Consider the following 23,050-nt stretch of genomic DNA (forward strand, 5'->3'; position numbering starts at 1 on the left):
CGGCCTGGCTAGGTCTCGACCGGCGCGACGCGGCCGGCGAACGACACCGCCTCGACGCCGTGCTCCCGGGCATCCGCCTCGGCCTTGGCGATCTCACCGGCGAGGTCCAGCGACCGCGCCATCAGCACGTAGGCCACCGCCGACACGACCAGTCCGACGAACAGTGCGACGTCGACGTCCCCGAGGGCCGCGGCGATCGGGCCGGTGTACCAGACGGTGACCACGAACGGGATCATCGCGACGATGCCGATCGCGTAGGCACCGAGGCCGCGCCAGCCCCACGACCCGTACACGCTGCCGGTGGGGATGAAGATCTCGCGGATGGCGTAGCGGCCGCGCCGGACGACGTAGTAGTCGACGAGGTTCACCGACGTCCACGGCACCAGCAGGTACAGCAGCACGACGAGGAAGCTGCCGAAGTTGGCGAGGAAGTCGCCCGACGACAACACCGCGCCCAGCAGTCCGGTACCCGCGACCACGCTGCACGCGATCACCCGCAGCCGACGCGTCGGCTGCACGGCCTTGAACGAGTCGACCATCGTGATCAGTTCGAGCGACGCCGCATAGATGTTGACGGTGATGACGGTGACGAGGCCGGGCAGTGCGGCGATCAGCAGCCACACGCCGGACCCGGGGGCCAGGTCGTCGGCGGCGGACTTGACGGCCTCCAGCGGCGACGCGTCGGCGAACACGCCGGCCACCAGCGCACCGAGCGCCATCAGCCACACCGCGCCGACGAACACGCCGAAGTACGTGTACCAGAGCGCCTTTCGTGGGCTGGTCTGCGGCGGGAGGTAGCGCGAGTAGTCCGACACGTACGGCGCCCAGCCCAGGGCGTAGGCCGCGGCGGCCGCGAACTGCACCAGGAACGCCGCCCAGGTGAACCCGCCGAAGCCGAACTGACCGGCCGGCACGTCTAGCAGGATCAGCGCCGCGACGGTGAACACCCCGAAGGTCGCGAGGAACAGCCACGTCAGCCAGGTCTGGAACCGGTGGATCCAGTGGTAGCCGTAGATCGCCAACGTCAACGCGAGGCCGGTGATGATCACGAACCACAGGTCGCGCAGGTCGGTGCCGGTCGCCAGCGTGATGACGTCGGCGGCGAGGATCTGGTTGAAGACGTTGAAGCCGACGATGCTGAAGACAACGACGGCGCAGATGACGACCACGCCGCGGTACCCGAACTGCGCGCGGGACTGGATCATCTGCGGCAGGCCGAGTTGCGGGCCCTGCGCCGAGTGGAACGCGGTGAACACCGTGCCGACCGCCGCACCGAGCACGATCGCCACCAGCGACGTGAGGAACGACGCCCCGAGCGCCGCGCCGACCATGCCGGTCGCCAGCGTGGTGAGGTTCGCGTTCGACATGAACCACAGCGGGAACAGCGTCGACGGCTTGCCCCTCCGTTCGTCGAGCGGAACCCAGTCGATGGACTTCGATTCGATGGCGCGTGTCTCAGACATGGATGCCTCGCTTGACGGTCGGGTGGATGGGTCTGACGAGATCGGCGTACAGCTCCGGGCGCCGGTCGGCGAACAGGTCGTTGTAGGCCCCGAGCGACTTGCCGGGGTCCAGGTCGAGGACGGTCGACGCGACGCCGTCGGCGTCGGGTGTCGCGCACACCCAGCCGTCTGCGGAGATGACGGTGGTGGCGCCGGTCCACTCGACGCCGCGTTCGCGTCCGTGCCGGTCGGCGATGACGGTGGCCAGCCGCGACGACCGCGCCGACGCCATGGCCTGCACCGTCTCCGGTGGATGCTCGCCCGGCGGGCGGTCGACCAGCGGCCAGTTGACCGGCATCGCGAGCACCTCGGCACCGGCCAACGCCAACCGCCGTGGCAGTTCCGGGAACTCGCTGTCGTAGCAGATCGCGACGCCCACCCGACCGACCGGCGTGTCGAACACCGCGCCGGCCTCGTCGCCGACGTCGAACACGTCGTGCTCGGCGTCCCACAGGTGCGCCTTGCGGTAGCAGCCGATGACGCCGCCGGCGCCGATCACCAACGCGGAGTTGAACAGCCGGTCACCGTCGACCTCGCAGAAGCCGACCACCGCCACCGTCTCGGCCGGGACACGGTCGGCGAGTTCCGTCAGTCGCGGATCGTCGGCCCGCAGCGCGAGCGATCGCGCCTCTTCGGCATTGGCGAACACATAGCCGCTGGTTGCGAGTTCGGGCAGCACGATCAGGTGCGGCCCGTGCTCGTCGCCGTCCAGCGCGTCACCGATCGCCGCGAGGTTGGCGTCGAGTGCGCCGAACTCGACGGCGAGTGACACCGCCGAGACGTGCAACCGGCTCACCGACCCCGGTCGACGGCCGGGGTGCCGTCGAACACCCCGGAGTGCCGGCCGATCCGGTCGATGCGGATGGTGGCCGTCGCTTCGTGGGCGGCCAGACCCTCGAACGCGGAGATGCGCTCGACGGCGGGGGCCAGCGCCGCCGTCGCCTCACGTTGCGCGCGCTGGTAGGTCAGCGGCTTGAGGAACCGCGACACCGACAGGCCGGCGTTGTAGCGGGCCGTCTTTCCGGTCGGGAGAACGTGATTGGTGCCCGCAATGCCCTTGTCGGAGTAGGCGACGGTGCTCCACGGGCCGATGAACAGCGACCCGTAGTTGCGCAGCTCCTTCAGGAAGAACTCGTCGTCGTCGGTCTGCACCTCGAGGTGTTCGGGGCCCAGCACGTCGGAGAGGGCCGCGGCCTGGGCGCGGTCCTGCGCCACCACGACCGAACCGAAGTCGCGCCAGGCCGCGCCGGCGATCTCGCGGGTGGCCAGCGTCTCGAGCTGCCGGTCGATGGCCTCGATGACTCTGCGGCCCAATGACTCCGACGTGGTGATGAGCGCGGCGGGCGAGTTTGGGCCGTGCTCGGCCTGGCCCAGCAGGTCCGCGGCGACCCACTCGGGGTCGGCGGTCTCGTCGGCCAGTACGGCGACCTCCGACGGGCCGGCCAGCAGGTCGATGCCAACCTGGCCGAACAGCTGGCGCTTGGCCTCGGTGACGAACGCGTTGCCCGCGCCCACCAGCATGTCGACGGGCGCCTCGCCGAGGAGGCCGAAGGCCATGGCGCCCAGGGCCTGGACGCCGCCGACGGCGAAGACGTGGTCGGCCCGCGAGAGGTAGGCGCCGTACAGCACCGCGGGGTGTGCGCCGTGCTCACCCGACGGCGGCGTGCAGGCGACCACGGTGGGTACGCCCGCGGCCTTCGCGACGCCGACGGTCATGAACGCGCTGGCGAGCAGCGGGAAGCGGCCGGCGGGCAGGTAGGCGCCGACGCGGCCGACGGGGATGTACTGCACGCCGCCGACGACGCCGGGGGCGAGGTCGACCTCGAAGTCCGACAGGTGCGACCGCTGCGCGGTGGCGAAGCGGTTGGTGCGCTCGTAGCCGAGTTCGAGGGCTGCGCGCACGTCGGCGGGCAGGGCGTCACCGCTCCTGCGGAGGTCGTCGGCCGTCACCTCGAGATCGCCGGTCCACCCGTCGAGTTCCTCGGCGTAGCCGCGAACGGCGTCGAGGCCGTTGCGCTCGATGTCGGACAGCATCTCCGACACGCGTTCGACGACCTTCGGGTCGCGTTGTGCGGGAGGGCCGTCGACGGCGGGCTTCTTCAGCCAGGTGAACGGACCGAGGGCGCGGGCTTCGTCAGCGGTGATCTGCATGCGGGCGACGCTAGGCGCAATCCTGCTGCAGGACTAGATGGGCGATTCCTGCGTGAACCACAGGGCAACCCTATGGCGTGACGGAGCGGTCGATCAGCGGGATCGCCGGACCGCCACCGCGCGGCGCCGTCGTCACCGGGAGGTCACGGACGGTGTCGATCGCCAACCGAGCGAACTCGCGCGTCGCGTTCGACAGCGGCCGGCCGCGATGCTGGGCCAGCGCGATGGTGTCGTACAGCGGTTCGGCGAACGGCACCGTGTGCAGCCCGGCCGGGAAGGCGTCGCTCGCGATCACGGCCCCGCTGACGATGGTGTCGCCGACGTCGGCGGCCACCAGCTTGAGCGCCGACTCGACGTGCTCGATCTCGATGACCGGCTCCAGGCGCAGGCCCGCGAGCTGGGCGCGCTCGGCGAGCTGGCGTCGCGTCGGGTCCTTCCAGCCGTAGTGCGCGTCGTACAGCACCAGCGTCGCCGCGGCGAAACGTTCGATGGTGACGGGGGTTTCGCAGTGGGTGGGGTCGGCGCTGACGTAGAACACCTCGTCGCGCAGCAGCGGCCGGACGGCCAGGTCCTCGTCGTCGATCGGCAGGATCAGCATCCCGGCCTCGATCTCACCGGCCTGGATGGCGGCGGCGGTCTCGGCGGAGTTCTGCCCGACCAGGCGCACCCGCACCGACGGGTAGCGCATGTGGAACGTCTGCACCAGATGGGAGAGCAGGTAGTAGTCGGCGTTGCGGGGCACCCCGAACGTCGCGGTCCCGCCGCCCAGCGAGCCGACCGACCGCACCGCCTGCACGCCGCCGTCGGCCGCGTGCACCGACTGCTGGGCGTAGGGCAGCAGTTCCTGGCCCGCGGCGGTGAGTGCCAACCGGCGGCTGCCCCGGACGAACAGCTGGGCGTCGAGTTCGTCCTCGAGCCTGCGGACCAGTTCGGACACCGACGCCTGCGCCACCTGCATGGCCTCGGCGGCGGCGGTGAACGAGCCGAGTCGTTCGGCCTCGACGAACGCCCGCAGCTGGTTGAGCGTCATGCTCCGGAGACTATGTGCTGTGTCGGGCGGTCGGACGCCGAGCGTGACGTGGTGGCGACATTTCGGCTGATTCGTCGCCGTGGTGTCACGTTCGGCGAGTGGGGGGTGCCAGGCGGGCCGGCGCCTGTCGGGACGACGAGATCCGTGCCCGCCTCTGAGCGACAACTCGCGACAATCGGCGATTCATCCACAGGGGCGTCGCCCCGGCGGCTCCCAGGCCGGGAAAACGTCGGTACGGCGAGCGATGCTGCGAGCATGACCGAACCACCGCGGCTGCGCGGCATCGAATTGCGATACGTCCTGACCAACTACCTTGCCCTGCACGGCGACCGCACCGTCGCCGAGTTGGTCGTGGGCCTGGAACGGCTGGGCTTCGTCATCGTGGGGCGACCGTCCAAGGCCGTCTCCGACGCACTGCGCTGGGAGGTGAAGCTCGGGCGGGTCCGTCGGAGGGGCCGCGCCCTCTACGGTCCGGGGTCCGCGCCGCGGGCCACCGAGTGGCGGATCGACCGTCGGGTCATGGAGTTGCGCGAGCAGGCGCTGCCGCACCGACCGCAGCCGGCACCCGTCGGCTCGCGGTGGCTGTTCGACTGACGGATTGTCGCGAGTTGTCGCTCAGAGGCGGGCACTTCAACTGTCGCCGCCGGGCGGCGGCGCGGGAGAAGAAGGGCCGGGCGGGGCGGGACAAGCGGGCCGGGGAAGGCGGGACGGGCGGACGGCGGGGGCCCGCTCAGACCAGCGAGTCCACCCACGCACGGTGCAGCGCGGCGTACCGGCCGCCACCGGCGATCAACTCGTCGGGCGGCCCGTCCTCCACGATCCGGCCGTGCTCGAGGACCAGCACCCGATCGGCGATCTGCACCGTCGACAGGCGGTGCGCGATCACCAGCGCCGTGCGCTCGGCCAGCACGGTTGCCAACGCGCGCTGCACCATTCGCTCGCTGGGTATGTCGAGCGACGACGTCGCCTCGTCGAGGATGAGCACCGCCGGGTCGGCGAGGAACGCCCGCGCGAACGCGATCAGCTGTCGCTGCCCTGCCGACAACCGGCCGCCACGCTTGGCGACGTCGGTCTCGTACCCCTCGGGCATCGCGTCGATGAACTTCGCCGCGCCCACTGCTTCGGCGGCCTCGCGCACGTCGTCGTCGGTGGCGTCGGGGCGGCCGAACCGGATGTTGTCCGCGATGGTCCCCTCGAACATGAAGTTCTCCTGGGTCACCATCACGACGTGCTTGCGCAGTTCGCCCTGCGTCAGGTCGCGCAGGTCGTGGCCGTCGAGCGTCACCGTGCCCGACGTCGGGTCGTAGAACCGGGCGATCAGCTTGGCGATCGTCGTCTTGCCCGCACCGGTCGTCCCCACCAGGGCCACCGTCTGCCCCGCCGGCACCTCGAGGTTCAGTCCCGGCAGCACCGGCCGATCGGCGACGTAGGAGAAGTCCACGTCGTGGAACGCGACGTCGCCCTTGACCGTCGACAGGTGCACCGGCCGGGCCGGATCCTCGATCGCCGGCCGCTGCGCCAGCACGCCCGCGATCTTCTCCAGCGCGGCGGCCGCCGACTGGAAGGTGTTGAAGAACTGCGTGATCTCCTGCATCGGCTCGAAGAACATCCGCAGGTAGAGGAGGAACGCCGCAAGCGTGCCGATCGTCATCTCGCCGTGCAGCACCCGGTAGCCGCCGTAGAGCAGCACCAGGCCGGTGGTGACGTTGCCGACGAGCTTGGTCGCCGGCATGAAGATCGCCAGCAGCTTGAACGCGCGCTCGTTGATGTCGCGGTACTGGTCGGCGACGTCCTCGAAGATCTCCTGGTTGCGCGGCTCCCGACGGTAGGCCTGCACCGCCTTGATGCCCGTCATCGTCTCGACGAACTGCACGATCACCAGGGCCGCACTCTCGCGGACCTTCAGGTAGACCTTCGCCGATTGCGTGCGGAACCACCAGATCAGGCCCACCATGATCGGGAACACGGCCAGACAGACCAGGCCGAGCTGGGCGTCGAGCACCACCAGCAGCACCGCCGTGCCGCCGAGCGTGAGCACCGCGGTGATCAGGCTGTCGAAGCCGGTCTGCAGCATGTCCTGCAGCGCGTCGACGTCGTTGGTGGACCGGCTCACCACCCGGCCCGACGTGTAGCGGTCGTGGAACGCGACGTCGAGCTGCTGAAAATGCCGGAAGATCTGCTGCCGCAACGACAGCAGAACACGCTGACCGATGCGCCCCGACCGGCGCAGGAAGAACATCCGGCTGGTCGCCTGGACCGCCACCACGCCGCAGAGCGCCGCCACGATCGTCAACAGCTCGCCCGCCGCGCCGCGGTCGACGATCGGCGGGATCCCGTGGTCGATGCCGCGCTGCACCAGCAGCGGCACGGACAACCGGGCGATGTTCTCGACGACGACGATGACGGCGAGCAGTGCCACCGTCCGCTTGTACGGCCGCAGCAGGGAACCCAGCAGCGAGCGCGCCTCGCGGCGGCGCGACACCGTCTCGTCGATGGGCAGGTCGCCGGTCTCGTCGGAGACCGTCCGCCCGCGCCAGTCCGTCACGCTCATCGGGCCGCCTCGGCGAGATCGTCGTCGGCCGCCAGCAGGTAGCGGTACTCGGGCACGTCGGCGAGCAACTCGGTGTGCGTCCCGACGTGGGTGATGGTGCCGCCCTCGAGCAGTGCGACGCGGTCGGCGAGCAGCACCGTGGACGCCCGGTGCGCGACGATGACGCCGGTGACGTCGCCGAGCACCCGGCCCAGCGCCTCGGTCACGCGGGCCTCGGTGTGCACGTCGAGCGCGGAGAGCGTGTCGTCGAGGACGAGGATCGACGGCTTGGCGAGGATCGCCCGGGCCAGCGAGAGGCGTTGCCGCTGACCACCGGACAGGCTCATCCCCTGCTCGCCGATCCTGGTGTCGAGGCCGAACGGCAGGTCGTAGACGAAGTTCGCCGCCGCGACGTCGATCGCCTCGGCCAGCTGCTCCTCGGTCGCCGTCGGGTTGCCGAGCCGCAGGTTCTCCGCCACCGACATCGAGAACAGCGTGGGATCCTCGAACGCCGTCGCCACCGCACTGCGCAGCGCGCTCAACGACATGTCGCGGACGTCGACGCCGTCGACCAGGATCCGGCCCTCGCTGACGTCGTGCAGCCGCGAGAACAGTGACGCGAGAACAGACTTGCCCGACCCCGTCGAACCCACCAGGGCGAGGGTCTCCCCCGGTTCGACGGTGACGGTGACGTGGCGCAGCGCCCACTCGTCGGACTCGGACTCGGACTCGGCCGAATCGTCGGACCCGGACGTCGGGAACCGGAAGCCGACGTCGACCAGCTCGAGCCGGCCGCCGCGGGGGACGTCGTCGATGGGGCCGTCGTGGATGTGGCGCGGTGCGTCGAAGACGTCGGCGACGCGGTCGGCGGCCGTGAACGACTCCTGCGTCATCGACAGCAGGAAGCCCAGCGAGGCGATCGGCCACACCAGCGACAGCATCATCGTGATGAACGCGACGAGCGTGCCGAGCGTCACCTGCCCCATGCCCGCGGCGTATGCGCCGAAGCCGAGCACCAGGATCAGCGTGATGTTGGGGATCACCTCGAGCAGCGTCCAGAACTTCGCCGACACCGCGACCTTGTTCACCTCGGTGTCGTACAGCGCGCGGGCCTTCTGGTCGAACCGGTCGTACGAGTAGTCCTCGCGGCCGAACGACTTGACCACGCGCATGCCCAGCGCGGCCTCCTCGACGTCGGTGGCGACGTGGCCGGCCTGGTCCTGCGACAGACGCGACAGCTTGGTGAACTTGCGCTGAAAGTGCAGCACCGTCAACGTGATCGGGACGACCGACACGACGACCACCACGCCCAGCGGCCAGTACATCGACAGCAGGATGCCCGTCACCACCACGATTTGAATGAGGTTGAGCACCAGGAACAGCAGCCCGAACGACAGGAACTGCCGGATGGCGCTGAGGTCGTTCATGACCCGCGACAGCAGCTGACCGGACTGCCACTTGCCGTGGAACGACATCGGCAGGATCTGCAGCCGCGCGTAGAGGTCCTTGCGGATGTCGGCCTCGACACCCAACGTGGCGCGCGCGACGAGCCAGCGGCGGATGAACCACAGTGCTGCTTCGGTGATCCCGATGCCCATCGCGGCCGCACCCAGCACCCACAGGCCCTGCTGGTCCTTGTTGCGGATCGGGCCGTCGATGACCGCCCGCGTCATCAGCGGGATGACGATCGTCGCGCCCGTGCTGGCGAGCGCGATCACCGACATGAGGATCCACCGCCACTTGTACGGCAGCAGGTAGGGCATCAGCCGGATCAGCGACGACGATCCCCGCTGCACGGCGGGCGGCGCGGCGATCGCGGGTTCCCGCGACATCCGCGTCATGCGGCGGCCCCGTCGCGGAACTGCGTCTCGTAGAGGCGGGTGTAGCGGCCGCGGCGGACGAGCAGCTGGGTGTGGGTGCCGCGTTCGACGATGCGGCCGTCCTCGACGACGAGGATGACGTCGGCGGCGCGGATCGTGGACAGCCGGTGGGCGATCACGATCGACGTCCGGCCGGCCAGCGCCTCGACCAACGCCTGCTGCACGGCGGCCTCCGATTCCGAGTCCAAGGATGCCGTCGCCTCGTCGAGGACGACGACACGCGATCGGCCGAGCAGCAGCCGCGCGATGGTGAGGCGCTGCCGCTGCCCACCGGACAGACGGTAGCCGCGCTCACCGACAACGGTGTCCAGACCATCGGGCATGTCCGCCACCACGTCGGCCAGGCGAGCCCGCCGCAGGGCGTCCCACAGCTCGTCGTCCGTGCGGTCGGACTCGCCGAGGGTCAGGTTCGCGCGGATCGACTCGTGGAACAGGTGACCGTCCTGGGTGACGACGCCGACGGTGTCCTGCAGCGACTCGAACGTCAGGTCGCGCACGTCGACGTCGGCCAGCCGCACCGCGCCGGACCTGACGTCGTACAGGCGGGCCACCAGCGAGGCGGTGGTCGACTTGCCCGCACCCGAGGAACCGACGAGCGCCACCATCTGCCCGGGTTCGGCGCGGAACGAGATGCCGTGCAGCACCTCGTCGCCGCCACGGTCGTCGAGCACGGCGACCTCCTCCAGCGAGGCGAGTGACACCTCGGTGGCCGACGGGTAGCCGAACCGGACGTCGTCGAACTCGACGGCGACCGGGCCCTCGGGTACCGCGCGGGCGTCGGGCTTCTCGCGGATGAGCGGCTCGAGATCGAGCACCTCGAAGACGCGCTCGAAACTGACGAGCGCGCTGGCGATCTCGACGCGGGCGTTGGCCAGCGCGGTCAGCGGCGCGTAGAGCCGGGTGAGCAGCAGTGCCAACGACACGATGGCGCCGGCCTCCAGGTGCCCGCCGATGGCGAGGACGCCGCCCAGTCCGTAGACCAGTGCGAGTGCGAGAGCCGACATCAGCGTCAGCGAACTCATGAACGTCGCCTGCAGCATCGACGTCTTCACGCCGATGTCGCGGACCCGTCCTGCGCGGGTGGCGAACTCCTGGGACTCGCGGGCGGGGCTGCCGAACAGCTTGACCAGCGTGGCGCCCGGCGCGGAGAAGCGCTCGGTCATCTGGGTGTTCATCGTGGCGTTGTTGATCGCGCTCTCGCGGCTCAGCGTCGCCATCGAGCTGCCGATCCGGCGCGCGGGCAGCAGGAACAGCGGCGTCAGCAGGAGCGACAGCAGGGTGATCTGCCACGAGATGCCCAGCATGACGACCAGCGTCAGCGTGAGGGTGACGACGTTGGAGACGACGCCGGACAGCGTGTCGGAGAACGCGCGCTGCGCGCCGATGACGTCGTTGCCCAGGCGGCTGACCAGGGCGCCGGTGCGGGTCCTGGTGAAGAAGGCGACCGGCATGCGCTGCACGTGGTCGAACACCGCGGTGCGCAGGTCGAGGATGAGGCCCTCGCCGATGGTCGACGAGAGCCACCGGGTCAGCATCGTGACGGCGGTTTCCGCGATGGCGACGGCCGCGATGATCGCGGCGATGACGACGACTGTCCTGGGCGCGCCACCGTTGACGATCGCGTCGACGACCTTGCCCGCCAGCAGCGGGGTCGCCACGGCGAGGAGTGCGCCGACGACGCTGACCGCGACGAAGACGCCGAGCCTGCGGTGGTGTCGGGCGGAGAACCGCCAGATACGCCCGAGCAGGCCGCGGTTGGCCAATTCGCGCAGCTCGCCGCCGCGTGCCCGGGTCTGCCGGTACAGCGTCTGCCGCGCGACGGTTTCCAAGTTCATGTGATCACCGTAAAACCTCAACAATTGATGAGGTCAAACCATTTCCTCTCCCCTGCGGGAGTGCCGACCTCGCTCGACGGGCGTCCCGACCCGGTCGTGGATACCCGCGTTGGAGGTGGTTCAGACCCTGGGAAGCGCCTGTTCGACGGCTGTGACCTGCGTCGCAGGCACGCCCCACGGTTCGGCCACCCCGATGCGGCCGTCGAGGTCCCACAGCACGCACCGTTCCCCCGGGCCCGCGACGACCGACCAGGCGACGACGGTGCGGCGCAGTTGCTCGGACATGGGGTCTCCGCCGGAGCCGGGCGGCGCCCCGCCCTCGGGGTGATGGTGGAGGAAGCGGCCGTACGCCGACTGGCAGAACGTCGCGTACCTGGCGGTGCAGAGGATGAACCCGTGCCACGCCTCGTCCACGGCATGCGACGGCATCCCGATCACCTCGTTGTCGTACAGGGCCGCGGCGCAGCACCGCAGCCACTGCCGCAGCCCCAGGTCGACCAACTCCCGCGGCTGCCACGGGCAGGTCCGGAAGACCGCCTCGGGGAGGTCGAGGTCCGCGACGGCACGGTTCGCCCGGCGGACGGCCGAACCACGCCTGACGAGCACGTCCTCAGCCTAGGCGCGGGCGTACCCTTCGATCATGGTGGCAGTGGTGGGGGTCCTCCTGGTGGTGACGGTCGGGGCGGTCCTCGTCGCCCTGACGTACGTCCTGGTCCGCAGGCGCGATCGACGGCGGACGGCCTTCTGGGCGAGCGGCGGAGGCACGACCGCCGGCGGATCGGGCTACCCCGGCGTGTACTACGGCTCCGGTGGCGGTGACGGCGGCTCGCACGGGTACGGCGGCCATCACGGCCACGACGGGGGATCCGACCACGGCGGCGGCGCGTCCTGTGGCGGGGGCTCCTCGTGCGGGGGCGGCGGCTGCGGTGGAGGCGGCGGCTGTGGGGGCGGCAGCAGCTGACCTGCCCGTCGGTCACGCGCCTCCCGCATCGCGGGTGCGCCATCGGGCAAGATGTGCGCCATGGACAGCGGTGTGAGTTCACCCCGGGTACTCGTGGTCGACGACGATCCCGACGTGCTCGCGTCGCTGGAACGTGGTTTGCGCCTGTCGGGGTTCGAGGTGTTCACCGCCGTCGACGGCGCCGAGGCGCTGCGCAGCGCCACCGAGACCCGGCCCGACGCGATCGTCCTCGACATCAACATGCCCGTCCTCGACGGGGTGAGCGTGGTGACCGCGTTGCGCGCGATGGACAACGACGTGCCGGTCTGCGTGCTGTCGGCGCGCAGTTCGGTGGACGACCGGGTGGCCGGCCTCGAGGCGGGCGCCGACGACTACCTGGTCAAGCCGTTCGTGCTGGCCGAGCTGGTGGCGCGGGTGAAGGCGCTGCTGCGCCGCCGCGGCTCGACCGCGACGTTCTCGTCGGAGACCATCTCGGTGGGTCCGCTCGAGGTGGACATCCCCGGCCGCCGCGCCCGCGTCAACGGCGCCGACGTCGACCTGACCAAGCGCGAGTTCGATCTGCTGGCCGTCCTCGCCGAACACAAGACCGCCGTGCTGTCCCGCGCGCAGCTGCTCGAGCTGGTGTGGGGTTACGACTTCGCCGCCGACACCAACGTGGTCGACGTGTTCATCGGGTATCTGCGCCGCAAGCTGGAGGCGGGCGGCGCGCCGCGACTGCTGCACACGGTGCGTGGCGTGGGTTTCGTGCTCAGGCAGCAGTGATGAGCGCTTGCGCGAAGAACAGACTGAAGTAGCGATCAGCGCGTGAACCTGCTCTCCAGGATCTTCCGCCGCACCCCGTCGCTGCGGACGCGCGTGGCGTTCGCGACGGCCATCGCCGCGGCGATCGTGGTGGGCATCGTCGGCGCGATCGTCTGGATCGGCGTCACCAACGACCGCAAGGAACGCCTCGACCGCAGGCTCGACGAGGCCGCCGGCTTCGCGATCCCGTTCCTGCCGCGCGGCCTCGACCAGATCCCGCGCTCCCCCAGTGACCAGGACGCGATCATCACCGTCCGGCAGGCGGGCAGCGTCACGTCGAATTCGACGGTCGTGCTACCCGACCTCGAACCGGGCTACGCCGACACCGTCGTGGGCGGCGTCCGCTACCGGGTCCGCACCGTCGAGTTCCGGGTGCCGGGTCTGGCCGCACCCGAGATGTCGGTGGCGGTCGGCGCGACGTACGACTCGACGATCTCCGACACCAACAATCTGCACCGCAGGGTCATCGTGATCTGCTCGTTCGCGATCGGCGCGGCGGCGGTGGCGGGTTGGCTGCTGGCCGCGTTCGCCGTGCGTCCGCTGAAGCGGCTGGCGCAGCAGACCCGGGCCATCGACCTGGGCGGCGACGAACCCGACGTGGACGTGCGTGGCGCGACCGAGGCGGTCGAGATCGCCGATGCCGTCAACGGTCTGGTGCAGCGCATCTGGGACGAGCAGGACCGGACGAAGTCGGCATTGGAGTCGGCACGCGACTTCGCCGCGGTGTCGTCGCATGAACTGCGGACGCCGCTGACGGCGATGCGGACCAACCTCGAGGTGCTCGCCACCCTGGACATGCCCGACGATCAGCGCAAGGAAGTGATCGGCGACGTCATCAGGACGCAGTCGCGGATCGAGGCCACGCTGTCGGCGCTGGAACGCCTGGCCCAGGGTGAGCTGTCGACGTCGGACGACCACGTCCCCGTCGACATCACCGAACTGCTCGACCGCGCCGCCCACGACGCGATGCGCGTCTACCCCGACCTCGAGGTGTCGCTGGCGCCCGCGCCGACGGTCATCATCCTGGGACTGCCCGCGGGACTGCGGCTGGCGGTGGACAACGCGATCGCCAACGCGGTCAAGCACGGCGGTGCCACGCGCGTGCAGCTGTCGGCGGTCAGTTCGCGGGCGGGTGTGGAGATCGCGGTCGACGACGACGGCGTCGGAGTGCCGGAGGCGGAGCGCTCCGTGGTGTTCGACCGGTTCTCCCGCGGGTCGACGGCGTCGCACTCGGGCTCGGGGCTCGGGCTGGCGTTGGTGGCGCAGCAGGCCGAATTGCACGGTGGCAGCGCGTCGTTGGGCACCAGCCCGCTCGGCGGGGCGCGGCTGCTGCTGCGCCTGCCCGGTCCGAGTTAGATCGCCACCTGCTGATCGGTCGCGCCGCGCCAGGCGTCGACGGCGTCCTGCAGCGGCATGTCGAGTGCCTGGCAGAGTCCGACCACCGTGCCGAAGCTGGGGCTGGGCATCCTGCCGACCTCGATCTTGCGCAGCGTCTCCGGTGAGATGCCGGCGTCGCGGGCGACCGTCTCGGGGTCGCGGCCGGCCCGCGCCGTCCTGATCAGCGACCCCAGCCGTCGACCGGCCTCCACCTGTTCCGGGCTGAGCGGTACGCGCACCATGGGCGTCAGCATAGCCGGTATTCAAATACCGGAAGCTGCTACCGTGGACGCGGTATAGAAATACCGACCCCGAACGGAGACCCGCGTGATCGAACTGAAGACCGCCGACGAGATCGACCGGATGGCGGTCACGGGCCGGTTCGTGGCGGACGTGCTGGCGACGCTGTCACGGGAGGCCGAACCCGGGGTGAACCTGATGCAGCTCGAACACCACGCCCGCACGCTGGTCGCCGATCGCGGTGCGACGTCCTGCTACTGGGACTACGCGCCGTCCTTCGGCCGCGGCCCGTTCCGCAACGTCATCTGCCTGTCGGTCAACGACGCCGTGCTGCACGGCATGCCGCGCGACCACGTGCTGCGTGACGGCGACGTGCTGACCCTGGACTTCGCGGTGTCGATCGACGGCTGGGTGGCCGACGCCGCGGTGACCGTCGTCGTCGGCGACACCGCCGACCCCGCGGACGTGGCGCTGATCGAGTCGACGCGTAGGGCGCTGGCCGCGGGGATCGCCGCGGCGGTGCCGGGAGGCAGGCTGGGCGACGTCTCGGCCGCGATCGGCCAGGTCGCCACCGACGCCGGTTACCGGGTCAATGCCGAGTTCGGCGGCCACGGCCTGGGTCGCACGATGCACGAGGATCCGCACGTCGCCAACCGCGGGCGCGCCGGTCGCGGCCTGGTGCTGCGCGCCGGCATGACGCTGGCCCTCGAACCGTGGTGGGCGCGCGGGAGCGACCGCTTGGTCATGGACGGCGACGGCTGGACGCTGCGGTCGGCGGACGGCTCGAACACCGCCCACTCCGAGCACACCATCGCGATCACCGAGGCCGGACCGCGCATCCTCACCCCGGCGCCGGTGGGTTAGTCGGGCGGATCGCCCTCGAGGATCGCCGCACCCGCGCTGCGGCGCTTCTCGCCGACGGGCACCTCGCGGCGGACGCGGCGCACCGTCCACACCGCGGTGAGCACGGCGCCGATCACGAACGCCAGCGCCATCAGCCACCAGTTGACGTCGATCATCGGTTCGTCCCAACCTCGCGTGAGCCGGGCATCGCGTCGAGTGCCTCCTGCTCGCCGACGTGGCCCACCGTCAACGCCACCGCCAGCCAGGCCACCCCGGAGCCGGCGAGGAAGGCCACCAGGTAGCAGATCCACTGGACGACGAAATCCATGCCGACTCCCCTACCGCACCCGGATGTCGTTGACGATCGGCAGACCGGGCCAGGCCTCGGCGGTCGCCGACTCCACGGTGGCCCGCTCCCGATCGTTCGGCGCCACCCCGGTCAGCGTGATCGTGCCGCGGTCGACCCGCACGCTGAAGCCGGGGATGTTCGCGGTGGTGCTGAAGACCCCCGCGAGCAGCGCGATGTCGGGCACCCGGACACCCGGATCCACCCCGAGCTGGTCACCCACGACGGCGCCCGGCAGACCCATCCGGATCGCCTCGATGAACGACGCCTTCTGCTCCGCGTCGGGCATCGCGCCCCCGATGTCGAAGCCGTCCCTGGTGCGCACGATCGAGAACGGCCCGAACGGCAGGTTCGACTGCGCGGGCGGCGCGGCAGCGGGGGTCGACGGCCCCGGCTGCACGGGGGCCTCGACGATCGCCGTCGTCGGGTCGGCGCTCGGTACGGCCCGGCCGTCGATCGCTCGGTCGCCGAAGCCGGCCCAGCCGATCACCGCCAGCAGCAGCGGGACGACGAGGAGCGCCACCCACCAACCCGCACCGGGACGCACCCGGTAGAGCCGTGACTCCTGGCGCCACTCGGGCATTCCGCTCAGCGGACGTCGAGCAGGTCGATGACGAAGATCAGCGTCTTGCCGGACAGCCGGTGCCCGGATCCGGCCGGTCCGTAGGCCTGCGCCGGCGGGATGACGAGCTTGCGCCGTCCGCCCACCCGCATGCCGGGGATGCCGTCCTGCCAGCCCTGGATCAGACCGCGCAGCGGGAACTCGATGGACTGGCCACGGTTCCAGGAGCTGTCGAACTCCTCACCGGTGTCGTACTCGACGCCGACGTAGTGCACCTCCACGTTGCCGCCGGGCACCGCCTCGGCGCCGTCGCCCACCTCGATGTCGGTGATGACCATCTCGCTAGGTGCGGGGCCGTCGGGGAATTCGATCTCTGGTTTCTTGTCGCTCGCCACGACCATCACGGTAGTCGGGCAGACTGAACGGATGGACAAGGACCACGACATTCTCAGCCAGGTCGACAAGCTCGTCGCCGAGGAGCGCGATCTGCGCGACAAGCTTCAGCACGAGGACATCGACGAGACCGAGGAGCATCAGCGCCTGCGCGCCGTAGAGGTTCAGCTCGACCAGTGCTGGGACCTGCTGCGGCAGCGCCGCGCCCTGCGTGACGCCGGCCAGGATCCCGACAAGGCCGAGGTCCGACCGGCGGGCGAGGTCGAAGGCTACTTGAACTGACCGCCGCCCGGCAGGACCGCTTCGACGCCGTCGTCGTCGGCGGCGGGCACAACGGGCTGGTCGCGGCGGCCTACCTCGCCCGCGCGGGCAAGCGGGTGCGGCTGCTCGAACGGCTCGACCACGTGGGCGGCGCCGCCGTCTCCGCCCTGGCCTTCGACGGCGTCGACGCCCGGCTGTCCCGGTACTCGTACCTGGTGAGCCTGCTGCCCCGGCAGATCGTCGACGACCTCGGCGCCCACGTCCGGCTGGCCCGGCGCCGCTTCTCCTCGTACACGCCCAATCCCGCCGACGGCGGCCGCACCGGACTGCTGATCGGCGAGGACAGCGAGTTCGGCGCGATCGGCGCGGGCCGCGACGCCGCGGGGTTCGACGACTTCTACCACCGCTGCGGCGAGGTCACCCGGCGGCTGTGGCCCACCCTCACCCAGCCGCTGACCACCAGGTCGGCGGCGCGGGCCGCGGTGCTCGACGGCGGCGGTTCAGCAGAGACCTGGGCCGCGCTGATGGACCGTCCGATCCGGGAGGCGATCACCGCGGCCGTCGACGACGACGTGGTGCGCGGCGTCATGGCCACCGACGCGCTGATCGGTACCTTCGCCCGTACCGACGATCCCGCGCTGGCGCAGAACGTCTGCTTCCTCTACCACCTGATCGGCGGCGGCACCGGCGACTGGGACGTGCCGATCGGCGGGATGGGCGCGGTCACCCGGGCGCTCGCGGACGCCGCTGCGGGTTTCGGCGCCGAGATCGTCACCGGCGCCGAGGCATACGGCGTCACCCCGGACGGCGAGGTCCGCTACCGCACCGCCGCCGGCGACCACCTGGTGCACGGCGAGGTGGTGCTCGCCAACGTGACGCCCACGGTGCTCGCCGGCCTGCTCGGCGAGGACGCTCCGACGTCGGCCCCGGGCTCGCAGGTCAAGGTGAACCTGATGCTGCGGCGCCTTCCGCGACTCCGCGACGACTCCGTCTCACCCGAGCAGGCGTTCGGCGGCACGTTCCACGTGAACGAGACGCTGTCGCAATTGGATTCGGCGTACGACGCGGCCGCCGGCTGCGCAGTGCCCGAGCCGCTGCCATGCGAGATCTACTGTCATTCGCTGACCGATCCGAGCATCCTGTCCGAGGATCTCCGGCGTGCCGGCGCGCAGACGCTGACGGTGTTCGGCCTGCACACCCCGCACCACCTGACGATCGGGCGCAGCCCCGACGAGGCGCGGCGCATGCTGACCGACGCGGTGCTGACGTCGCTGAACGGCGTTCTGGCCGAACCGATCCAGGACGTCGTCATGACCGACGCCCACGGCGAGCCGTGCATCGAGACCAAGACGACGGCCGACCTGCAGGAGACCCTCGGCATGACCGCCGGGCACATCTTCCACGGCGGGCTGGCGTGGCCGTTCGTCGCCGACGACGAACCGCTGGACACGGCGGCGCGACGGTGGGGCGTGGCGACCGCGCACGATCGGATCATGCTGTGCGGCTCGGGATCCCGCCGCGGTGGCGCGGTGTCCGGGCTCGGCGGTCACAGCGCGGCGATGGCGGTGCTGGAGGGCTAGTGCGCGGCCAGCTTCGCGAGCAGGTCGCGGAGCGCGCGCAGGTCCGCGTCGCCGAGCGCGTCGAACGCCGGCGGCGCGGGATCCTCGACGCCGGCGATGGCCGCCACCACGTCACGTCCCGCGTCCGTCAGCGAGATCACCTTGCAGCGGCGGTTCGCCGGGTTGACCTCGCGCACCACGAGACCGCGCTCCTCGAGGTCGTTGACCGCGACGGTGGCGGCGGGGGCGTCCATGGTCGCCGACTCCGCCACCTCCTTGGCCGTCATGGGCCGTCCGGCCAGCCGCCGCAGCACCCGGATGCGGCTGAACGGCAGCCCCGACGTCTCGATGACCTCGCGCTTCCAGGTGTCGCGGTTGTCGAAGACGATGGCGGCCATCGCGCGCCAGACGTCGTCGGCCAGAGCGTCATCCGACACGGGCGTCCTCCTCGGCCGGGGTGCCCGCGATGAGCGGCGCGACGCGTTCGGCCGACCGGACCGCTCGCGCCGACGTCGAGACGAGGCCCAGGACGAACACCACCACGCCCATCGCGACGCACACGAACCACAGCGGTCGGGCCGCGGCCGCGAAGTCGACGCCAGGGTCGGTCAAGGCGGCGCCGGCGACCGAGCCGCACAGCGCCACGCCGATGCTGACGCCGATCTGCCTGCTGGTGGACGTCACCGCGGAGGCCGCACCCGCCCGGTCCAGCGGCATGCCGCTGACCGCCGCGTTGGTGATCGGCGCGTTGACCATCGAGAACCCGATGCCGAACACCGCGAACACCACGATCAGCTGCCACACCGGCGTCGTCGAGGTCAGGAACGTCAGCATCACCGACGAGCACGTGATCAGGACGCCCGCGACGAGCAGTGACGGCCGGGCCCCGTAGCGGCCCACCAGCCGGCCGGAGAGCGGCGAGAAGAGCAGCGCGCCGATGGCGATCGGCAGGTAGATCAGGCCGGTGTGCATCGCCGAGTACTGGCGGTCGGACTGCAGGTAGATCGACATCATGAACAGGAAGGCGCCCCACGCCGCGAAGGCGCAGATGGCCGTCACCGTCGCCGACGCGAAGGGGATGCTCCGGAAGAAGCGCAGGTCGATGAACGGGTCGTGCCGCCGGGACTCGAAGCGCAGGAACGCGATCAGTGCCAGCGCGGACGCCGCGGCGATCGCGAGGACGCCGGGGCTGGTCCAGCCGAGGCCGGGACCCTCGATGAGCGTGAACACGATGCCGAACAGGAACAGCACGGCCAGGCCCTGGCCGATGGGGTCGATGTTGCGCATGGTCAGCGACTTGGTCTCCGGCACGAACACCGCCGTGAGGACGATCGCGAGCAGACAGATCGGGAGGTTGATCCAGAACACCGCGCGCCAGCTGACGAGTTCGATCAGCAGACCACCGACCGTGGGACCCAGCGCCATCGAGATGCCGACGACCGCGCCCCAGAAGCCGAGTGCGCGGGCGCGCTCGACCCGGCCGGTGAACACCTGCGAGATGATTGACAGCGCAACGGGATTGAGCATCGACCCACCGACGGCCTGGATGAGGCGTGCTGCGATCAGGGTCTCGATGTTGGGCGCGAGACTGCACAGTAGCGAGCCGACCGCGAAGACCGTCAGGCCGATCTGGAACACGCGGCGCCGGCCGAACCGGTCGCCGGTCGCTCCCGACAGCATCAGCAATGACGCCAGCACCAGCGTGTAGACGTCGACGACCCACTGCATCTGCGACGCCGAGGCGCCCAGGTCGGCGCGGATCGACGGGATCGCGACGTTGACGATGGTGGCGTCCATCGACACGATCAGCAGGCTGAGGCAGCAGGACACCAGCACGATGATCTTGCGCCGGGGCGTCAGGTCATCGATGGTTGCATTCACACAACCATTGTGGGTTTACAAGCTTCTAGATCACAAGCCGCTGCGCGGTGACATCCGTCTCCCGCGACTGCGGTGCCACTTTTCCCGCGAACAGACGTCAACTCCCCTCCTTGAGGTGCAAAGAGGGGAGTTGACGTCTGTTCGCCGGAAGAAGGTGAGGCGCAGAGAGAAGGTGAGGCGCGGGGAGAAGGTGAGGCTAGCGACCCTCGATGTTCCCGTAATCGCGCTCGGTGTAGCCGGTGTAGATCTGCCGCGGGCGGCCGATCTTGCTGGGCTCGCCGTTCATCTCGCGCCAGTGCGCGATCCAGCCGGGCAGCCGGCCGAGGGCGAACAGCACGGTGAACATGCGCGTCGGGAATCCCATGGCGCGGTAGATCACGCCGGTGTAATAGTCGACGTTCGGGTAGAGCTTGCGCTCGACGAAGAAGTCGTCGGTGAGCGCGATCTCCTCGAGCTGCTTGGCGATGTCGAGCAGTTCGTCGTCGCCGCCGAGCTTGGCGAGGATCTTGTCGGCCTGCTCCTTGACGATGCGCGCCCGCGGGTCGTAGTTCTTGTAGACGCGGTGCCCGAAGCCCATCAGCTTCACGCCCTCTTCGCGGTTCTTCACCCTCTTGACGAAGGTGGCCACGTCGTCGTCGCCGGTGCGGATCTTCTCCAGCATCTCCAGCACGGCCTGGTTGGCGCCGCCGTGCAGCGGGCCCCACAGCGCGTTGATGCCGCCGGAGATCGAGGTGAACAGGTTCGCCTGCGACGAGCCGACCAGGCGGACGGTCGAGGTGGAGCAGTTCTGCTCGTGGTCGGCGTGCAGGATCAGCAGCATGTCCAGCGCGCGGACGATCTCGGGGTCGACCTCGTAGGGCTCGGCCGGGAAGCCGAACGTCATCCGCAGGAAGTTCTCGACCAGCGTCAGCGAGTTGTCCGGGTACAGGAACGGCTGGCCCTCGGACTTCTTGTACGCGTACGCCGCGATGGTGGGCAGCTTCGCGAGCAGCCGGATGGTCGACAGCTCGACCTGCTCGGCGTTCGACGGGTCCACCGAATCCGGGTAGTAGGCCGACAGCGCGTTGACCGCGCTCGACAGCACCGGCATCGGGTGCGCGTTGCGCGGGAAGCCGTCGAAGAAGCGCTTGAGGTCCTCGTGCAGCAGCGTGTGTCGCTGGATCTGGGTGGTGAACTTCTCGAGTTCGTCGGCGGTGGGCAGTTCGCCGTAGATGAGCAGGTAGCTCACCTCGATGAACGTCGACTTCTCGGCGAGCTGCTCGATCGGATACCCGCGGTAGCGCAGGATTCCGGCGTCACCGTCGATGTAGGTGATGGCGCTCTTCGTGGCCGAGGTGTTGACGAAACCACCGTCGAACGTCGTGTATCCGGTCTTGGCCAACAGCGAACCCAGCGCGATGCCGTCGGATCCCTCGGTGGCCTTCGAGATCTCGAGATCGATCTCGCCACCTGGGTAACGAAGCGTCGCGACCTCGTCGGACCTGGACTGATCGGGCACGTTGGGTCCCTTCTGATTCGTCGACCGGAACTGGGTGTCCGTCACCCAAGAAAGTAGTCGCTATCCCTCGGGCGCGCTCGTGTGGGGTTGGCTTGCGGGCGACGACGACGGATTCCACGGTGACCACGTCCTGCGGAACACTTCGACGCTCGCGGAGAGCCGGTCGCAGATGACGTCCGGACGGATCGGATCGTTCCCCGGTCGGCCGAGGCCGGCGAACGAGTCGGAGAAGATGACCGCCCACGTGTCGGTGACCAGGGTGACGGCGCGGTCCCCCTCGGGCACGCCCATCCGCCGGGCCATCACGCCCATCGTCGCGCGGTTGGTGACGTCGTGCCGCAGCGCCAGCGCGGACGCACGGAAGCTCGACGCCCCGTTGATGATCTCGATCAGCAGCGCGATCCGCCGGAATCCCGGCGTCTCGGATCCGTTCCTGCCGGCCAGCACCTGGACGGACGACCCGAGCAGCGCGTCGTAGACGGTGATGCCGTCGGGCTGCCGCTCCATGGCGTCGGCGATCAACTCGTCGAGATCGTCGGTGATGGAGGCGACGACGCACTCCTTGTTCGGGAAGTACCTGCTGAACGTCCTGGGCGCGACCTCGGCGGCGGCGGCGATCTGCTCGACCGTGGTGTTGTCGTAGCCGTTGCGCAGGCACAGGTCGGCGGCCGCCTCGATCAGCATCGCCCGCGTCCTGCGCTTCTTGCGCTCGCGGAGCCCGTCGGCGACGTCAGGCACGACCGGCCTCCGACGGGTGGGGCAGGTCCGCGGCGAACTGCGCGACGTGGCCGAATGCCTCGTCGAGGCGCTCGACCATGACCAGCGGGCCGAGCCGGACGCTGTCGGTGTCGGCGATCAGGTCGCCACACGCGGTGACGATGATCGACGCGAAGATCGCGCTGACCAACCGGCGCCGGCGATCCTCGACGTCGACGCCCATCCGCTTGGCGATGACGACCTCGGTGTGGTCGTGCTTGAAGTCCGACGCGGCCTGCTTCAGCGCGTCGGAGGCGTTGATGATGCGCAGCATCAGGATGATCCGGTCGGTGGTCATCCTGCCGACCTGCCGCTGGGCGACGCGGGTGAGGACCGCGACGTGCGCCTGCCGGATGGCCTCGAGCGGGCCGACGTCGGCGGGCACCGTCTCCAGTTCGAGCGCCACCTCGTGTGAGTAGTCCTCGATGAGCGTGAGGAACACCGCGTCCTTGGTGGTGAAGTAGCGGCTGAAGGTGCGCGGCGACACGTCGGCCGCCGCCGCGATGTGCTCGACGGTGGTGTTCTCGTACCCCTGCCGCAGGCAGAGGTCCATGGCAGCGTCGATCAGGGTGGCGCGGGTCCGCTGCTTCTTCCGTTCACGCAGGCCGGGAACGGCATCCATCGAGGGTTCGGCCACGCGCGAG

Annotated in this window: 25 protein-coding genes; 7 read left to right on the plus strand and 18 right to left on the minus strand. The window is 70.2% G+C overall.

What is annotated here, in order from left to right:
• Positions 1 to 8: 8 nt before the first annotated feature.
• The 4 genes from AC1MEY_RS17635 to AC1MEY_RS17650 all read right to left on the minus strand — a co-directional run bounded on the left by AC1MEY_RS17635 (position 9) and on the right by AC1MEY_RS17650 (position 4,683).
• Positions 9 to 1,463: a purine-cytosine permease family protein gene (locus AC1MEY_RS17635; RefSeq protein WP_480226736.1), complete on the minus strand. Its 1,455-nt coding sequence runs from the start codon at positions 1,461 to 1,463 to the stop codon at positions 9 to 11.
• Positions 1,456 to 2,298: a nitrilase-related carbon-nitrogen hydrolase gene (locus AC1MEY_RS17640; protein ID WP_480226737.1), complete on the minus strand. Its 843-nt coding sequence runs from the start codon at positions 2,296 to 2,298 to the stop codon at positions 1,456 to 1,458. The genes AC1MEY_RS17635 and AC1MEY_RS17640 overlap by 8 nt, the downstream gene beginning before the upstream one ends.
• Positions 2,295 to 3,653: a histidinol dehydrogenase gene (gene hisD, locus AC1MEY_RS17645; RefSeq protein WP_480226738.1), complete on the minus strand. Its 1,359-nt coding sequence runs from the start codon at positions 3,651 to 3,653 to the stop codon at positions 2,295 to 2,297. The genes AC1MEY_RS17640 and hisD overlap by 4 nt, the downstream gene beginning before the upstream one ends.
• A gap of 70 nt (positions 3,654 to 3,723) precedes the next feature.
• Complete coding sequence (locus AC1MEY_RS17650; RefSeq protein WP_480226739.1) at positions 3,724 to 4,683, minus strand: LysR family transcriptional regulator; 960 nt, start codon at positions 4,681 to 4,683, stop codon at positions 3,724 to 3,726.
• 255 nt (positions 4,684 to 4,938) lie between these two features.
• Between AC1MEY_RS17650 and AC1MEY_RS17655 the strand changes: the two genes are divergently transcribed.
• Complete coding sequence (locus AC1MEY_RS17655; protein WP_480226740.1) at positions 4,939 to 5,277, plus strand: hypothetical protein; 339 nt, start codon at positions 4,939 to 4,941, stop codon at positions 5,275 to 5,277.
• Positions 5,278 to 5,413: 136 nt separating this feature from the next.
• Here AC1MEY_RS17655 and AC1MEY_RS17660 read toward each other — a convergent pair whose 3' ends face one another.
• The 4 genes from AC1MEY_RS17660 to AC1MEY_RS17675 form a co-directional block, all read right to left on the minus strand.
• Complete coding sequence (locus tag AC1MEY_RS17660) at positions 5,414 to 7,234, minus strand: ABC transporter ATP-binding protein (RefSeq protein ID WP_480226741.1); 1,821 nt, start codon at positions 7,232 to 7,234, stop codon at positions 5,414 to 5,416.
• A complete protein-coding gene (locus tag AC1MEY_RS17665; protein ID WP_480226742.1) occupies positions 7,231 to 9,054 on the minus strand; it encodes an ABC transporter ATP-binding protein in 1,824 nt (607 codons plus the stop codon). Before AC1MEY_RS17665 ends, AC1MEY_RS17660 begins: the two co-directional genes overlap by 4 nt.
• Positions 9,051 to 10,928, minus strand: coding sequence for an ABC transporter ATP-binding protein (locus AC1MEY_RS17670; RefSeq protein ID WP_480226743.1), 1,878 nt, complete (start codon positions 10,926 to 10,928; stop codon positions 9,051 to 9,053). Before AC1MEY_RS17670 ends, AC1MEY_RS17665 begins: the two co-directional genes overlap by 4 nt.
• A 120-nt stretch (positions 10,929 to 11,048) precedes the next feature.
• The gene (locus tag AC1MEY_RS17675; protein WP_480226744.1) at positions 11,049 to 11,534 is read right to left on the minus strand and encodes a glycine-rich domain-containing protein; all 486 of its coding nucleotides are present in this window, start codon (positions 11,532 to 11,534) and stop codon (positions 11,049 to 11,051) included.
• 34 nt (positions 11,535 to 11,568) lie between these two features.
• Here AC1MEY_RS17675 and AC1MEY_RS17680 point away from each other — a divergent pair, with 34 nt between their 5' ends.
• Genes AC1MEY_RS17680 through AC1MEY_RS17690 form a run of 3 tightly spaced genes read left to right on the plus strand, consistent with a single transcriptional unit; the run spans position 11,569 to position 14,046 of the window.
• A complete protein-coding gene (locus tag AC1MEY_RS17680; protein ID WP_480226745.1) occupies positions 11,569 to 11,889 on the plus strand; it encodes a hypothetical protein in 321 nt (106 codons plus the stop codon).
• Between the two features lie 51 nt (positions 11,890 to 11,940).
• Complete coding sequence (gene prrA, locus AC1MEY_RS17685) at positions 11,941 to 12,651, plus strand: two-component system response regulator PrrA (protein ID WP_480226746.1); 711 nt, start codon at positions 11,941 to 11,943, stop codon at positions 12,649 to 12,651.
• Positions 12,652 to 12,693: 42 nt separating this feature from the next.
• Positions 12,694 to 14,046, plus strand: a complete 1,353-nt coding sequence (locus AC1MEY_RS17690; protein ID WP_480226747.1) for a sensor histidine kinase — start codon at positions 12,694 to 12,696, stop codon at positions 14,044 to 14,046.
• Here the strand turns inward: AC1MEY_RS17690 and AC1MEY_RS17695 are convergent.
• Entirely contained in the window at positions 14,043 to 14,309 is a 267-nt protein-coding gene (locus AC1MEY_RS17695) for a helix-turn-helix transcriptional regulator (protein WP_480226748.1), read from the minus strand. The genes AC1MEY_RS17690 and AC1MEY_RS17695 overlap by 4 nt on opposite strands.
• A gap of 85 nt (positions 14,310 to 14,394) precedes the next feature.
• Between AC1MEY_RS17695 and map the strand changes: the two genes are divergently transcribed.
• Positions 14,395 to 15,171: a type I methionyl aminopeptidase gene (map, locus tag AC1MEY_RS17700; protein ID WP_480226749.1), complete on the plus strand. Its 777-nt coding sequence runs from the start codon at positions 14,395 to 14,397 to the stop codon at positions 15,169 to 15,171.
• Here map and arfC read toward each other — a convergent pair.
• Genes arfC through AC1MEY_RS17720 form a run of 4 tightly spaced genes read right to left on the minus strand, consistent with a single transcriptional unit; the run spans position 15,168 to position 16,396 of the window.
• The gene (arfC, locus tag AC1MEY_RS17705; protein ID WP_480226750.1) at positions 15,168 to 15,326 is read right to left on the minus strand and encodes a channel accessory protein ArfC; all 159 of its coding nucleotides are present in this window, start codon (positions 15,324 to 15,326) and stop codon (positions 15,168 to 15,170) included. The two genes, map and arfC, sit on opposite strands and share 4 nt — an antisense overlap.
• Entirely contained in the window at positions 15,323 to 15,478 is a 156-nt protein-coding gene (arfB, locus tag AC1MEY_RS17710) for a channel accessory protein ArfB (protein WP_480226751.1), read from the minus strand. The genes arfC and arfB overlap by 4 nt, the downstream gene beginning before the upstream one ends.
• 10 nt (positions 15,479 to 15,488) lie before the next feature.
• A complete protein-coding gene (gene arfA / locus AC1MEY_RS17715; protein ID WP_480226752.1) occupies positions 15,489 to 16,079 on the minus strand; it encodes a channel-forming protein ArfA/OmpATb in 591 nt (196 codons plus the stop codon).
• Between the two features lie 5 nt (positions 16,080 to 16,084).
• Complete coding sequence (locus AC1MEY_RS17720) at positions 16,085 to 16,396, minus strand: FKBP-type peptidyl-prolyl cis-trans isomerase (protein WP_480231543.1); 312 nt, start codon at positions 16,394 to 16,396, stop codon at positions 16,085 to 16,087.
• Positions 16,397 to 16,484: 88 nt separating this feature from the next.
• On the opposite strand from AC1MEY_RS17720, the gene AC1MEY_RS17725 reads away from it, so the two are divergent.
• Both AC1MEY_RS17725 and AC1MEY_RS17730 read left to right on the plus strand, forming a co-directional pair.
• Positions 16,485 to 16,733, plus strand: a complete 249-nt coding sequence (locus AC1MEY_RS17725) for a DUF2630 family protein (protein ID WP_480226753.1) — start codon at positions 16,485 to 16,487, stop codon at positions 16,731 to 16,733.
• A complete protein-coding gene (locus AC1MEY_RS17730) occupies positions 16,730 to 18,292 on the plus strand; it encodes a phytoene desaturase family protein (RefSeq protein WP_480231544.1) in 1,563 nt (520 codons plus the stop codon). Before AC1MEY_RS17725 ends, AC1MEY_RS17730 begins: the two co-directional genes overlap by 4 nt.
• Here the strand turns inward: AC1MEY_RS17730 and AC1MEY_RS17735 are convergent.
• The 5 genes from AC1MEY_RS17735 to AC1MEY_RS17755 all read right to left on the minus strand — a co-directional run bounded on the left by AC1MEY_RS17735 (position 18,289) and on the right by AC1MEY_RS17755 (position 23,043).
• Positions 18,289 to 18,708, minus strand: a complete 420-nt coding sequence (locus tag AC1MEY_RS17735; RefSeq protein WP_480226754.1) for a MarR family winged helix-turn-helix transcriptional regulator — start codon at positions 18,706 to 18,708, stop codon at positions 18,289 to 18,291. The two genes, AC1MEY_RS17730 and AC1MEY_RS17735, sit on opposite strands and share 4 nt — an antisense overlap.
• The gene (locus AC1MEY_RS17740; RefSeq protein ID WP_480231545.1) at positions 18,698 to 20,131 is read right to left on the minus strand and encodes an MFS transporter; all 1,434 of its coding nucleotides are present in this window, start codon (positions 20,129 to 20,131) and stop codon (positions 18,698 to 18,700) included. The genes AC1MEY_RS17735 and AC1MEY_RS17740 overlap by 11 nt, the downstream gene beginning before the upstream one ends.
• A gap of 217 nt (positions 20,132 to 20,348) precedes the next feature.
• Complete coding sequence (locus tag AC1MEY_RS17745; RefSeq protein ID WP_480226755.1) at positions 20,349 to 21,650, minus strand: citrate synthase; 1,302 nt, start codon at positions 21,648 to 21,650, stop codon at positions 20,349 to 20,351.
• Positions 21,651 to 21,710: 60 nt separating this feature from the next.
• Entirely contained in the window at positions 21,711 to 22,388 is a 678-nt protein-coding gene (locus tag AC1MEY_RS17750) for a TetR/AcrR family transcriptional regulator (RefSeq protein WP_480226756.1), read from the minus strand.
• A complete protein-coding gene (locus AC1MEY_RS17755) occupies positions 22,381 to 23,043 on the minus strand; it encodes a TetR/AcrR family transcriptional regulator (protein ID WP_480226757.1) in 663 nt (220 codons plus the stop codon). Before AC1MEY_RS17755 ends, AC1MEY_RS17750 begins: the two co-directional genes overlap by 8 nt.
• Between the last annotated feature and the right edge of the window lie 7 nt (positions 23,044 to 23,050).

It is taken from the genome of Mycobacterium sp. PTI7, assembly GCF_056679845.1.

Coding starts and splice junctions, on each gene's coding strand:
- AC1MEY_RS17660 (WP_480226741.1), bottom strand. CDS start 7,234: ATGAGCGTGACGGACTGGCGCGGGCGGACGGTCTCCGACGAGACCGGC.
- arfB (WP_480226751.1), bottom strand. CDS start 15,478: ATGGATTTCGTCGTCCAGTGGATCTGCTACCTGGTGGCCTTCCTCGCC.
- prrA (WP_480226746.1), top strand. CDS start 11,941: ATGTGCGCCATGGACAGCGGTGTGAGTTCACCCCGGGTACTCGTGGTC.
- AC1MEY_RS17650 (WP_480226739.1), bottom strand. CDS start 4,683: ATGACGCTCAACCAGCTGCGGGCGTTCGTCGAGGCCGAACGACTCGGC.
- AC1MEY_RS17680 (WP_480226745.1), top strand. CDS start 11,569: ATGGTGGCAGTGGTGGGGGTCCTCCTGGTGGTGACGGTCGGGGCGGTC.
- AC1MEY_RS17665 (WP_480226742.1), bottom strand. CDS start 9,054: ATGACGCGGATGTCGCGGGAACCCGCGATCGCCGCGCCGCCCGCCGTG.
- AC1MEY_RS17720 (WP_480231543.1), bottom strand. CDS start 16,396: ATGGTCATCACCGACATCGAGGTGGGCGACGGCGCCGAGGCGGTGCCC.
- AC1MEY_RS17695 (WP_480226748.1), bottom strand. CDS start 14,309: ATGGTGCGCGTACCGCTCAGCCCGGAACAGGTGGAGGCCGGTCGACGG.
- hisD (WP_480226738.1), bottom strand. CDS start 3,653: ATGCAGATCACCGCTGACGAAGCCCGCGCCCTCGGTCCGTTCACCTGG.
- arfA (WP_480226752.1), bottom strand. CDS start 16,079: ATGCCCGAGTGGCGCCAGGAGTCACGGCTCTACCGGGTGCGTCCCGGT.
- arfC (WP_480226750.1), bottom strand. CDS start 15,326: ATGATCGACGTCAACTGGTGGCTGATGGCGCTGGCGTTCGTGATCGGC.
- AC1MEY_RS17655 (WP_480226740.1), top strand. CDS start 4,939: ATGACCGAACCACCGCGGCTGCGCGGCATCGAATTGCGATACGTCCTG.
- AC1MEY_RS17670 (WP_480226743.1), bottom strand. CDS start 10,928: ATGAACTTGGAAACCGTCGCGCGGCAGACGCTGTACCGGCAGACCCGG.
- AC1MEY_RS17725 (WP_480226753.1), top strand. CDS start 16,485: ATGGACAAGGACCACGACATTCTCAGCCAGGTCGACAAGCTCGTCGCC.
- AC1MEY_RS17635 (WP_480226736.1), bottom strand. CDS start 1,463: ATGTCTGAGACACGCGCCATCGAATCGAAGTCCATCGACTGGGTTCCG.